This window comes from Streptomyces sp. NPDC046900 (genome assembly GCF_040644975.1).
Classification (GTDB): Bacteria; Actinomycetota; Actinomycetes; order Streptomycetales; family Streptomycetaceae; genus Streptomyces.
Genome location: NZ_JBEYXD010000063.1, coordinates 39,896 through 52,250, shown reverse-complemented (window position 1 = coordinate 52,250; position 12,355 = coordinate 39,896). Strand labels below are relative to the sequence as shown.

Annotated in this window: 12 protein-coding genes and 1 pseudogene; 4 read left to right on the top strand and 9 right to left on the bottom strand. The window is 68.7% G+C overall.

Annotated features, from left to right (window positions below; genetic code table 11):
- Nucleotides 1–297: transposase (locus ABZ904_RS37420; RefSeq protein WP_361828634.1), on the top strand; the 297-nt coding region annotated here is incomplete at its 5' end.
- Nucleotides 298–335: 38 nt separating this feature from the next.
- The gene (locus ABZ904_RS37415) at nt 336–668 is read left to right on the top strand and encodes a DUF6308 family protein (protein ID WP_361828632.1); all 333 of its coding nucleotides are present in this window, start codon (nt 336–338) and stop codon (nt 666–668) included.
- A gap of 37 nt (nt 669–705) precedes the next feature.
- On the opposite strand, the gene ABZ904_RS37410 is transcribed toward ABZ904_RS37415, so the two are convergent.
- The 7 genes from ABZ904_RS37410 to ABZ904_RS37380 all read right to left on the bottom strand — a co-directional run bounded on the left by ABZ904_RS37410 (nt 706) and on the right by ABZ904_RS37380 (nt 9,619).
- Complete coding sequence (locus tag ABZ904_RS37410) at nt 706–885, bottom strand: hypothetical protein (RefSeq protein ID WP_361828630.1); 180 nt, start codon at nt 883–885, stop codon at nt 706–708.
- Nucleotides 886–1,228: 343 nt separating this feature from the next.
- Complete coding sequence (locus ABZ904_RS37405) at nt 1,229–2,407, bottom strand: restriction endonuclease (RefSeq protein ID WP_361828628.1); 1,179 nt, start codon at nt 2,405–2,407, stop codon at nt 1,229–1,231.
- 430 nt (nt 2,408–2,837) lie between these two features.
- Nucleotides 2,838–5,807, bottom strand: a complete 2,970-nt coding sequence (locus ABZ904_RS37400; RefSeq protein WP_361828626.1) for a Z1 domain-containing protein — start codon at nt 5,805–5,807, stop codon at nt 2,838–2,840.
- 31 nt (nt 5,808–5,838) lie between these two features.
- A complete protein-coding gene (locus ABZ904_RS37395) occupies nt 5,839–7,383 on the bottom strand; it encodes an ATP-binding protein (protein WP_361828624.1) in 1,545 nt (514 codons plus the stop codon).
- Between the two features lie 343 nt (nt 7,384–7,726).
- On the bottom strand, nt 7,727–8,380 hold the full coding sequence (locus ABZ904_RS37390; RefSeq protein ID WP_361828622.1) for a PASTA domain-containing protein: 654 nt from the start codon (nt 8,378–8,380) through the stop codon (nt 7,727–7,729).
- A gap of 118 nt (nt 8,381–8,498) precedes the next feature.
- Entirely contained in the window at nt 8,499–9,134 is a 636-nt protein-coding gene (locus tag ABZ904_RS37385) for a hypothetical protein (protein ID WP_361828620.1), read from the bottom strand.
- A 251-nt stretch (nt 9,135–9,385) separates the two neighbouring features.
- Complete coding sequence (locus ABZ904_RS37380) at nt 9,386–9,619, bottom strand: hypothetical protein (protein ID WP_359396838.1); 234 nt, start codon at nt 9,617–9,619, stop codon at nt 9,386–9,388.
- Nucleotides 9,620–9,898: 279 nt separating this feature from the next.
- Here ABZ904_RS37380 and ABZ904_RS37375 point away from each other — a divergent pair.
- Nucleotides 9,899–10,057: pseudogene (locus ABZ904_RS37375) on the top strand (transposase); the annotation flags it as partial.
- A 195-nt stretch (nt 10,058–10,252) separates the two neighbouring features.
- On the opposite strand, the gene ABZ904_RS37370 reads toward ABZ904_RS37375, so the two are convergent.
- The gene (locus ABZ904_RS37370) at nt 10,253–10,582 is read right to left on the bottom strand and encodes a hypothetical protein (RefSeq protein WP_361828618.1); all 330 of its coding nucleotides are present in this window, start codon (nt 10,580–10,582) and stop codon (nt 10,253–10,255) included.
- A 62-nt stretch (nt 10,583–10,644) separates the two neighbouring features.
- Complete coding sequence (locus ABZ904_RS37365; RefSeq protein WP_361828616.1) at nt 10,645–11,205, bottom strand: hypothetical protein; 561 nt, start codon at nt 11,203–11,205, stop codon at nt 10,645–10,647.
- A gap of 233 nt (nt 11,206–11,438) precedes the next feature.
- On the opposite strand from ABZ904_RS37365, the gene ABZ904_RS37360 reads away from it, so the two are divergent.
- Complete coding sequence (locus ABZ904_RS37360; RefSeq protein ID WP_361828614.1) at nt 11,439–12,311, top strand: hypothetical protein; 873 nt, start codon at nt 11,439–11,441, stop codon at nt 12,309–12,311.
- The last annotated feature ends 44 nt before the right edge of the window (nt 12,312–12,355 follow it).

Genomic DNA, 12,355 nt, shown 5'->3' with positions numbered 1-12,355 from the left:
ACCCACAAGGCGCCGACGGTCCGCAAATGGCTGGAGACGCATCCCCGTTTCCACATGCACTTCACGCCCACCTACTCGTCCTGGCTCAATCAAGTCGAGCGGTGGTTCGCATTCCTGACGGACAAACAGATACGGCGCGGAGTCCACAAGAACCTCCAGGCCCTGGAACGGGACATCCGCGCCTGGATCGCCCGGTGGAACGAGGACCCCAAGCCCTTCGTCTGGACAAAGGACGCCGACGAGATCCTGCAGCGTCTCGCCGCATATCTTGATCGAATTCCCGGCGCGGGACACTAGACCCGTTCGAGGGCCCGTGGTCCCTGGTGGATCGGGCATTGGTCGCTACAGGAGAGGCCGGAGGGACAGGGCTGCCCGGGTTCAAAGCGGTCGCCGCCACTAAGATCCTCCACCGGAAGCGGCCCCACCTCGTACCGATCTTCGACCGCAGCATCTACCAGTTCTACCTCGAAGAGAGACCGGCCCCCGGCGCCTACAAGGACACGCCTCGCCGCCTGTGGCCGCTTCTGCAGGCTGATCTGCGCAGCCAGAGGCAGTGGATCACCGGCCTCACCGCCGCCATCCGCACACCCGACGGAAGGCCTCTCAGCCTTCTTCGAGCCGCAGACATCATTATCTGGGAGCACACGGCCAGTGGGTGCGACGGGTGACGGCCTGCAGCAGTGCTCGGCTGGGCACCCGCCAGCCTCACCTCATACGGCCGTCCCCAACGGGCGGTTGCCTGCCGGCCTGCTCGCCGCCGCCCAGCGCACAGCAGCCACTGGCCAACTCCCAGGCTTGATTGCCGTCCACGATGACGAGGACCAGTGGCTCATAGGGGATGGTGTCAGCAAACCGAACCAGAACGGTGCGTCCACCCTCTGCCACGCCCAACATGCTGCCCTGCTGTCCTTGCGATTGAGGAGCTTTCAGGCTTGCTCACGGATGCATGCCCGAACGGCCCCCGCACCGACGAGTTCTGATCAGCCCCCTTCGGCCCGACCCGGAAGTGCAGCCCCGCCCGCGCATCACCGCTTCCGGAGTTCTGCCGGAGTGCCGTGCGCGCTTCCGGGCGTCGTTGACGGCAGCCGTGGATGGTCAGAGGCCTCCTGACCCGTAGTCCTATCTAGGCCCGCCGAGAGCGGCCATTCCGATCCGCTTGATGCCTGCGGCTCCCTCACCTGACGGCAAGACCGTATGGGCAGCCCAGGCCGCGGCTTGCTGGTGGCGGCTACGGCTTCGGGAAGCTCTGGTCCAGCCACTGGCGCACGGCGTCGACGGTGGTGCGGCCATCCTGGCGCAGTGCGTCGACGATGTCCCGGCCGGAGACCAGCACGATGGGATGGCCGTCCTCGTGGACCTCCTCCTGAACCTGCTTGTGGAAGTAGGACGTGGTCACCAGGACGCCGAAGTTCCGGTGCCTGATCCTGGAGATCAGCCGCGAGACCTCTCGTACCCCCACTGAGTTGCCTGCCCCGTAGCATTTCGCTTCGAGGGCGAAGTCGATCGCGATGCGGCTGGAGGCCGGCCCCAGACCGTACGTGCCCACCGCATCGCGTCCCCCGTCCCGGCTGGGGCGCGTGACGTCTACCGGCCCTGTGTTCCGCGCGATCAGCCGCCAGATAGCCACGGCGCAGCTCTCGAAGTCGTGCTCGCGGCCGCGGAAGTACTCCCTGACCTCTTCCAGTATGGCCGCTCCCGCGGGGTCGTCCGGAAGCTGATCGGTCTTCGAACGGATGGCAGTCGTCGCCGGAGCGAGCATCGGGCGGTACACCCGGCCCTCCACCCAGGTACGCCATACATCCGGGCAACCGCCGCCGAGGGGGTCTCCGCCAGCGAGCAGGTGCTGGATCCAGATGCGGGGGATCCGGTCGTGGTCGAGGACGGTGAAGTGCGACCGGTAGTTCTGGAACCGCAGGCCGGCGGTCGACCGCCAGATGGCGGCCAGTTCATCGTCCGACGAGAGGGTGGGGCCGCCCGGGGCCAGCAAACCGCGGAAGAGCACGGAGCGGCCCGACGCCCCGGCCTTCTCGAACAGGAAGAACGGAGGAACCTTCGCCCGGTCGGCTGCGGTTCCGTGGGAGGCGGCGAACACGTCTCGCAGCAGGACGTTGCCCGCCCGGGACGTGCCGTGAAGGCTCTGGCCGGGCGTCTTGTTGTCGCCGTAGTACGTGAACGTGCCGGTCTCCACATCCAGGTGGTCAGGCCAGTCCGCTTCGCCCCCGCTTGTGTAGAGCACGGCGAGCTTCACGTTGCCCTTGGTCGGCCAGCCGGCGTACCGGAAGCCGCCCTGGTTGCCGACCCCCTTTATGAGCTTGGAGATCGGCTCGTCCCCTGTATTGCCGCTTGTCCCGCCCGCGTAGACCGCATCGAGGACGAGGTCTGCGGTCTCCAGGTCTGAGAACGCCACGTGCGGTCCAGAAGCGGCAGGAAGAGTCATGCTCCAAGACCTACCAGCCCGCACTGACACTTTGCGTGCCTGGGCGAGCGTGCAGCAGCCTGCGGCCGTGGTTCGAAGGAGGGAGCGTCGCCGGTGGTCCTGCATAAGATCCGCTCCACGGCTGGAACTCCTGAGAGCTGCCGTCGGTGGGGGCGCGTTGCACGGCAGGCACATGGACGCAGGACTGCTTCGTCTCAGAGCAACTTGGGGTAGGCGCTCGGCCTCGGGCTGGTGCACCTCTCTTCTGCTGGGATGGTCCGCAGGTGTGCGTGCTCGCCTACCGCTGTTTGCGGGGGCGTTGTTCGGCAAGCGGGCCGGCCCTGGGATCTGCGTCGGATAGAACATGGCGCTAGCGACCTGGGTCCAGGGCCGGGGCTGTTGCACTGGGGCTCTTGGCGGTTCAGGCGCCGGGTGCAGGGATGATCGCTTGGTCGGGGTGGCGGGAGTCCTTTGCGCGGAAGCGGACCAGCCGCCGGGAGGAGTCGATGGCGGACTTGGGCGGGTAGAGCGTGAAGGCCATGACGACCTTCTTGGAATCGGCCTTGCCGTTCGACACAGCAGACCGCACGTCCTCTTCGATTTCGCCTTCGACGATCGGATAGATCAGTGCGACACCGGTGTCTGGGCCGACCATGCTGTCCGGGCCGGGTGCCGCGGCAGCGGCGATGAGGGCCCCGGCCGCCCGCTGGTGGTTGACGCCAGCGATACGGCCGAACGCAGGCGTCCCCCGCTGGCGGGTCCGGCGGCTGAGCGAGAGCGGGGCGGATCCCGCTACAGAGGCCTCGACGCGGTTTCCTTCGGTGAGTTGCGATGCGATCAGCAGCCAGTCGGTGACAAGGGCCAGTCGGCCGTCGAGCTGAGCCAGGTAGTTCAGATGCGGCACGAAGAGGCGTTCGCCCGCCCACTCGAGACGGCTGAGCACGGCGAGAAGTTCTGCGTGCTTGATCCGAGAGATCTGCGCGGTGAAAGGCCGTGTCGCCACGCCGCCGCGGGCAGTCAGGCTGGGGATGGCGGTCGACTCGGTCGGGAAGGTCTTCAGCACCGGTGCCCAGCGATCGACGTTGCGGGCCAAAGCCGCTGGCTCCTGCGGGTAGGAGAGCAGCTCGATGGGCCTGCCTGGCGACCGGATCTCGACCAGTTCGGCGTTGAACATCTTGTTGCGCGCGGAAGGCTTGACCCAGGGCAGGTGCTGAGCGACCAGGGGCGGCACTTCGTCGGGAATGACCTGGGGCTTGCCGTCGATGAGTTCGGCGTACTGCTTGAGTTCCTGGCGGAACAGCTCCTCGTCGCGGCAGATCGCTTCGAAGGCTTCGTAGAGATCTACTGTCCTGGTCCGTGTGAGGGGCTCTTCGCGCCCGATGTAGAGGCGTACCAGGTCGCGGTAGCCGGGCCGGAAGCCGAACCAGCGACCCATCTGCATCAGCGTGTCCGCCTGGCGGGCGGTGCGGCGGTAGTAGGTGATGGTGAGGCCCTCGACGGTGAAACCGCGGGAGAGCTTGGTGCCGCCGATGAGGATCTTCCACACGTGCGGAGTGCGGTCGAAGTCGAGGTCGAGTTGCTCGAAGTAGCGGTCGGTGTCGCCATTGACGATCACGACCGGGTTTCCGCCGGAGCTGATCCTCTGGCGAGCGCGGCTGATATAGGGGCGGAGCTCGTCGTAGGAGTCCGGGTTGGGGAGGTCGGCTGCGCGGGCGGCGGAGACCTTCCTGAAGTCCCTCTCCCAGAGATCGGCGAGGCGGGAGTGGCCTTGCGTGGAGGCGTAGCCGGCCTGATGCCACATGGAGTTGATGCGCAGGGCCAGCTCGGCGTGGTCGTCGGTGCGCACGGACTGGTGGACCAGCATGGTGTGGTGGCGGAAGGGTTCGGCGTCTACCCCGCGGTCGGCGCGGAAGAGCTTCAAGGCGCCGGCGAGCAGGAAGCTGTCCATGGCTTCCTGCAGGAGGTCGCCGGTCTTCTCTGTGATCGAGCGGACGTGGGCCTTCTCCTGGGAGTTCGCTGGCGTGCGCTCGGAGTCGGGGAGGGGGGAGTCGAGGTCGTGGAAGTCCCGCACGCCCATGTATCCCGCAGGGGCCTCCAATGAGATGAGGAAGTCGCTGGGGAAGATGTCCTGGGCGTCGCCCGGGTCGACGAATACGTTCGCGAACGGTGTGGCGGTGTAGCCGACGTACTGCGCCCGGGGGAGCAGCTCCAGCAACTTCGAGATGAGCCCGTTGATGGTGCTCCGCTCGGTGGCGCCCTTGGCCCACTTTGACGGGTCTGATGTGTTCACCGAGGCCTGGTCGGACTCGTCATCGATGATCAGGGCGGGGATTTCGCCGAGGATGCCGTGGATCTTCTTGAGGTCACTGACCAGCTTGGTGAGGACGGCCTTGTTCTTCTTGACGACCATCACCCGGGCTGCGGCGTGGTGGAGGTTCACGGGGTCGTACAGCGGCTTCGTCGGATCCCGCTTCTCGAACTCCAGGGCGCGGATCCCTTGTTCAAGGCTCTTGTAGTCCTTGTCGCGGGTGGTGAGCCGCTCGATGTCGAAGGCGCGCTGGGCAGACGGACGGCCGCCGTGCTGCACGAACTTCGGCCAGTCCTCGTCTTCGACATAGTCGATGCCGACCAGCGAGTCCAGGTCGCTCAGATCGGCCCCGCGCAGGATGTTCTCCTGGCCGATCAGCTCCATGTCCAGGCGCCGCTGCGTCTGGGCGCGCAGCAGGTTCAGCGTCCCGCCGAGAACGATGACCAGACGGTAGCCAGCGTCGAGGGCTTTCGCGACGACGCCGGTGAAGTTCGCCGTCTTTCCGGACTGCACATAGCCCACGGCCAGGCCTTTGGCCTGCCGCCTGGCAGGCTGCTCGGGGTCGGTCAGGCGCTCCACGACGGCTCGGCTTGCCTCGTCGAGGTCAGCAATCGCCTCGGGGTGCCACTTCTTTTGCTGGAGCTTGCGCTCGTAGGCAGGCCAGTAGAACGAGCGGGCCGTTGCGCGTTCGCCGGTGTACCAGGGGACGTGCTCGCGGGCGATGACAGTGGCAGGCGGTGTGACAGCCACCGGGGCGGCGGTATCCAGGGCAGCGCGCAGCTCTGGGCCGAATCCGAGCCGGTCGTAGACCGCAAGGCGGCGCTCGCGGGTGCGGGCGACGGTGCCTGCGGACCAGTTTGGCGCCTGCTCCCGGTCCCAGGTGTTGAGGGCCTTTCCCCAAAGAGCGGCCAGCGGGCCGCCGCAGGCTGCATCCTCGGTAATGCGCTCGCGGAAGGCGTCTTCGCTGAGGTCACCGCCAGGGATGTCCTCGGCAATCAGCTGGGCGAGCGTGCGGAAGCTCCGCGGGTTGGGCCCCATGCCGCTCAGAGCTTGGGCGTGGATCTGCAGGATCGGGTCGGTCACGGCGGCTTCCTCGTAGTGGTCTGCGGCTTGTTCAGTACTCGGCGCGGGTGCGGCGCTCCCGCTGGGCGTGGACGGCGGCGAGCAGGACCGCGTTCCAGTACTCGATGCGGTCCGCGCGCTTCTTCTCCCAGCGGCCGAGGCCGAAAGAGTCCTGGAGAAGCAGGTAGAGCAGCGTCTTGGTGACGGGTGCGTCGTTCGAGCCGCCGCGTCGGCCGTCGTTGAAGTCCTCGCGGAAGGCCTTGTTGAGGAGGACGGCGTTGCTGGTGCGGTCGAGTTGGAAGAACTGGTCCGCGGGAAGGCTGGTCCACTCGATGCGGATCGGGTCCTCGCTGTCCTTGAGCGGGAGCTCCTCGCGCACGGCGCGCTTGATCTTCGGGTCGAACCCTTTGCCGGGTTCGATGACGGCGGGTCTGTCGACGGCTGAGCGCGACATGCCTTCCCGGTATGCGGCCTCTGCGTCCGCGAGGTAGGCCCGGAACATGTGGCCCGCGGCGTCGGCGGCCTGCTCCACGGCGAGGGTGAAGGCCGGGGTGACTTGGACCCCGTCCTTCTTGACGGTGAGGCTGAACACGTCGCTGTCCGTCTCGGGCAGGTCCACTGCTACGCGGGCCAGTGCGAGATGCGACTCGGGTGTGCGCAGGTTGCTCCAGCCGCCGGCCTGGACGAGGCGATCGTTGCGGTAGAAGTAGAAGCCCTGGCGGTCGTGGACCGGACCGATCTGCCGGAAGCCGGCGAGGTTGGATTTGGCGGGCCAGATATGGGCCTCCAGGTCGACCTGTCCTATGCCTTCGACCGGCGCGGCGAATTTCTTCGGGTATCCGGCTCTGCCCGGCACCTTGTAGCCGAAGGGGTCGAGCGGGTCCACGCTGATGTGGTCTGTCTCCTCTCCCGCAGCCACATCCCAGACTGCGATATCGAGTCGCAGCCCGCTGCTGAGGAAGCGGTGCAGGAAGAGGCCGAGGTGGGTCTCAAGGCGGGCTATGGCCTTCGACAGGAACTGCTCGCTCTGCCCTGGGGCGACGGTCTCGAAGGCGCGCACCCGGTCCCAGCGGACGATCGTGCCCTGCCACTCGATCAGCCCGTCGTAGGCGTCGACCTGCTCCTGGGCGAAAGCCGGATCGACCGTGTCGCAGCGGAAACCGTCCTCAAGCCCCTCGGCAGTGAGCTTCCGGCCCGCTGCACGGCTGCACTTGGTCCGGCTTATCAAGGTGAGGGAGCGGGCCTGCGACAGCGACGCCGCCTTCAAACCTGTGCCGTACATGCCCAAGGCGTGACTGCCGTACTCCCTGCGCCGACCCACGGTCATGGCGTGGTCGAGCCCTTCGGCATCCATGCCGCGCCCGTTGTCGACGACCAGCAGAGAAATGATCCGATCCGCGTCCCGCAGAAAGAGCACCACGACAGCGTCAGCGCCAGCGTCGATGGAGTTGTCGACCAGGTCCGCGACCGCAGCCTCGAAGCTGTAGCCCTGGTTGGTGAGCGCCCTCCCATACCCTGCGTCCGGCGGCAGGCGCTTGCTACCCGTCGTCGGTACGTCGTACTCCCAACCGCCGGGCAGCGAAGCAGAAAGCGGCATAGGTCCCCCCTTGTTGCAGATACCCCCCCATCACCCCCGCCTGGAGCGATCGCGGGCAGCGTGAGGGACCAATCGTATGGCGATTGCTCCATGTACGTCGGTAGTTGAGGACCGCTCCGGTCGTCTCAATCCGGTTGCGGGGCCGGAAGAAGGCCCAGGCCACGTGGACGCAAGCCGTCGCGAGGCGGCTTCGGTCGCCGCGAAGTGCGCCCCGGCGTCAGGCCCTGCCTCTGTCTGGGCGCCGTGCTCGCTCGGAGGAGGGTGGAACGCGGCCGTGCTCTCAGACGGCCGCCGGGGCATAGGTAACGGCCTCCGCAGGCGGCGCACGCTCCGGGAATCGCCGCTAGGGACAGGATTCGCCGAATTTGACGGCCGTGAACGTCACGGGCTGTCCGTTCAACTCGGTGCCGGCATCCGGGGTTTGGCTGCACACCTGCCAGTTGCTCTCCACCAGCACCCAACGATCCTGTGCTGAGGCGTCCTTGACGCTGATCGACGTGCTGCTGTCGAGGGCGGCACGAGCCGCCTTGAGCGACTTGCCCTTGAAGTTCGGCATCTTGCCTCCGGCTGCCGACGGCACCGCCTCGTCCGCGGCGGGGCAGGTCTCCTCCAGTTTGACCGCGCCGAAGTCCAGGGTGGTGCCGGTCGGCACCATCGTGCCGGCGGCCGTGTTCTGGCTGCAGACCTTCCAGTTGCGGTCGAAGGCCTGCATCCGGCCGCGTCCCAGAGCGTCGTGCGACGCCAGCGAGTAGAAGCCTTGGCTCTGGGCGGTGTCCTGTGCGGATTGCAGCCCCATGCCGACGAAATCGGGGACTGCCTCTCGTTTGCCTGCGGTCGGTTTGCTGTCCTGCGTGGGGGTGCTGGGGCTGGCGGCTGTGGGCGCCGGTGCCGGCGGGGTGGTGCCGTGAGAGGACGAGGTACTGGTTGCCGGGTCGCAGGCGACGAGTACGCCGGCTGCGGCGCACGCCAGGGCAGCGCTGATGATGCGAGTTTGCATGGATTTCCCCTAATTGGTGTGAGTGTAGGCGGATCACAGTGGAGCGTGGGAGGGACGCGTCCGGGACCGGGCGGGAATGTAACCGGCACCCGTGCCCGGATCGCCGACTACCACGGGGTCAGGCGGCCTGGGAGTGGCGGTAGTCGGCGAGGGCGCCGGTGGCCCACAGCGGCACCAGGCGCGGGAGTTCGGTGCGGGGGACGGTGCCGCGCAGGCAGCGCAGGCCGAGTTTGGCGAGGGAGTCGGCGGCTTCGTTGAGGGGGTGGCCGGCGTGGGCCTTCTCGTGGACGAAGGTCAGGTTGGGGGTGTATTCGGCGAGCATCTGCAGTTTGACCAGGCGGGGCTTGCGGCCCTGGGAGCGCAGGTGGGTGTCGTAGCCCTCGGGCATGTCCGTTCCGCCCTGCTGCCAGCTGTGCAGGTGCCGCAGTGCCTGCAGGTTGTCCACGCGGACCTCGATGGCGTGGCCGGGGTGTGCGGCCAGGACCGCCTTGAGTCCCCAGTACACGGCGCGCAGTTCGGTGACGACCACGCGGGAGTGCGGGCGCACGAGGTATCGGGGGTAGGGGTGGGCGCGCAGGCCGGTGTGGCCGGTGGTGGCGAGGTAGCCGGAGGCCACCCGGTCGGGGCCGACGGAGGCGTCGGTGGCCAGGACGATCGGTCCGGCCAGGGCCTTGACCTGCTGGTTGATGCAGATGCCGCGGCGCTGGCGGGTCTGGGGCCGGGGTGCGTGTGCGAGCGGTGAGCGCTGTCCCATGGCGATCCTCCTGTTCTAGGTGAGTGGCGGGCGGCGCGGTCCGACCACCGGGCGGGTGTAGTGCGGCGCGGGGTCGGTGCTTGGCGCGGGTTCAGGCGGTGCGGGCGGCGGTGGCGCGGACTTGCGCGTAGACGGTGAGGAAGAGCTCCAGGTCGGCGGCCTCCTCCGGGGCGGTGCGGCCGGAGGCGAGGTGGGCGCGGGCGTCGCGGTGGGCCTGGCGCAGGCAGGCGTGTCACCGGCCAGGTCCGTCACTAGGCGGCGAGGCGAAGCGCGGCGTGGTTCGAACTCTGGTGGCTGGGGGAGTGTGTGGCTGGCGGGGTGTGCCCGGGCCGTGGCTGGGGGGAGCTGGCGTCGGCGGTGTGGGTACCAATCCAGTAGCCGACCAGCAGGCCGATCACGACCAGGACCTTGTGCCGGTTCGCTTTCCACCAGGTGGGCTGGGGCGGTTCGGTCAGTACGCCTATGACGGCGGGAGCCTTCGCCACGACGACTTCTCCTTCTGCTCGGGTGAGGTGGTCCCGGCGGCCGGGCGGCCTGCGCCACAGCCGGGACCTGGGCAGGCCGGTGGGGCTTGGGCTGCGGAGCAGGAAGCCCGGAGACGGGAGGGGTCTGTTGCTTGGTGTCGGTGTGCGTCACGCTGGGAGCGACCGACGGCTGTTGGGGGAGTACTGGGCTGGTTTCGCAGTGATCCGCCGGTGGTGGATTTCGGGCTCTTCTGTCGCTTTCGCTTCCGTGAGTGCCTGACCTGGCCTGCCAGCGGCTGCGGCCCTCAGCGCGCCGCGAAGATCACGCATGTGTCGGCGGACGGCGCCGAGTGGATCGATGCCGTCGTTGCGACCCGCTGCCCGGACGCGGTGCGCTGCATGGACCCGTTCCACGTCGTGAAGTGGGCCACCGACGCCCTCGACGTCGTCCGCCGATCGGTCCGGCCAGGGCCTTGACCTGCTGGTTGATGCAGATGCCGCGGCGCTGGCGGGTCTGGGGCCGGGGTGCGTGTGCGAGTGGTGAGCGCTGTCCCATGGCGCTCCTCCTGTTCTGGTGGATGGGTGGCGGGCGGCGCGGGGCGGTCCGCCACCGGGCGGGTGTATTGCGGCGCGGGGTCGATGCTTGGCGCGGGTTCAGGTGGTGCGGGCGGCGGTGGCGCGGACTTGCGCGTAGACGGTGAGGAAGAGCTCCAGGTCGGCGGTCTCGTTCGGGGCGGTGCGGCCGGAGGCGAGCCTGGTGTGGGTGTCGCGGTGGGCCTGGCGCAGGTACCCGTTGCGGTCCAGGTGGTGCCACAGGAGCCGGAAGGCCTGCTGGTGGTCGTACAGGCCGGTCTCGTACTCGCCCCGCACGACGCGGCGCGCCTGTTCCAGCAGGGCGCGGAAGTTGTCGTCGTTGCTGCGCTTGAGCAGTGCGGCCAGGTGCCGGTAGTAGACGGTGAGCTCGGGCTCGCCGGACTCGGTCAAGCTGTGCTTCTCCCTGTCGCTGGGTGATGGTCGCGGGTTTTCGCGTCGGGGGTGCTGTGCGGTCAGCCGGCCTTGGCCCACTTCTGGCAGCCGGTGGTCTTGAAGACCTCGCCCTTGCGGACGGTCACCCGGCCGCTTCCCTGGAGGTTGTTGTTGGCGATGATCGATTCGAAGTCGCCGCTGGAGTCCTTGGCCCGCTCCCAGTAGCACAGGACCGAGTTGTCCGGGCCGGCGGTGCGGTAGGTGCCGGCCTGCATGTCGGTGCCGACCAGGTACTCGCCGTCCCCGGCGACGGTGGTGGCGGGGCCCTTGGGCTTGGGCGGCTTGGCGGTGACCGTCTTGGTGGCGGTCACCGTGGGGGCCGGGGCGGCGGCCGCCTTGGCGGTGGCGGGCACCGGCGCAGCAGGGGCGGCAGCCGCGTTGCCGTCGGCCTCGGCGCCCCCGCCGCCTGCCGCGGCGCCGAGACACAGGGCGACGACCCCGACCGCGCCGTGGGTGAGCCAGGCCTTGCGCCGCGTCGGCTTCACGGGCGGCTGCGGCGCCGGGGCGTAGGCGGTCGGGGGCTGCGCCGCCCAGTTCGGGGTGGCCGGGTTCGGCGGATACGGGGGCGTGGCAGGGCTCATGGCAGTTCCTTGGTGGAGTGGCACAGGATGCGCGAAGGGCGAGTCGGAGGTAGGAACCCGCTGCAGCCGGCGGCAGGGTGGGGCCTGACACGAGGCATGGCGAAGGTGTGCACAGGCTCTGCCCGAGCGGGGCGGGAGCCGTGCTGTTGCCAGGAGCGTAGCGCCATCGAGTCAAACTTTGGAACCCTTTGGAAGACATTGGAAAGGGTTGGAGTCTGGGCTATGCTGCCGCCATGCCCGAGTCACTCGAAGCACTCGAACAGCGGATGGCGGACCTGCGTGCCGCCCTCCGTGAAGCAACGCGCGCAGGAGACAAGGGCGCCGCGTCGAAGGCCCGACGTGAACTGCGCGCTGTCGAGCAGGCATGGAACGAGGCCCTGGATGCGGAAGCCGATACCGCCCTCGCGGAGCCGGACGAAAGTGCGGGCCGGCAGCGGTCGGATGCTGTCTCCGCCGCGGTGAGAGCCTCCCGCAGCGCCGGCGCCGTGATTCCCGTGCGCGAGCAGGTGCACCAGGCGCTCACCGTCCTCGGCGCCAACGCCGCACCCAAGCTGATCTCCGCCACGCACGAGGCATTCTTCGCCGACACGATCGTCACCACCCGGCTCGCGTCATTGCGGCGCGATGAGGAGCGCTCCTTCGCCGCACAGGCGTACGCGCGCCCCTACTACATCTGCGCGGCCCTGACCCACGACCGGCTGGCTCCGGCCAGAGGGCTTCTTGCCGTCTCCACCTGGCCCTTGGAGCAGCGCATCGTCGGGCCGCTCGGCCCGCGCACGGACTTCCTCACCCAGGCCGTCAGGGTGGCCGAGCAGATCCAGCGCATCCAGGCGACCGGCGAGCAACCCTCGGACGCCGCCTGGCGACTCCTGCACCGCTTCGCGCAGAACGTGCCGGGAGCGCACGAGGGTTTCGGCGCCCCCGACCCGGAGCGGGTCATCCGCGCCGCCACGGCGGAGTTCGAGGTCCACGCCGAGGAGGACGCCGCCCAGCGGCGTGCCGCGGCCGAGCGTGCCCGTGACCTGACGGACTCGCAGAAGCTTTTCGGCGCACCGTCGCTCGGTCTCGCCGGTGCCGCCGACCCCACCGGAACCCACGGCACCTAAGCAGCACTCCACCCCGGTTCCCGTCTGCCCACCCGCCCAGGAAG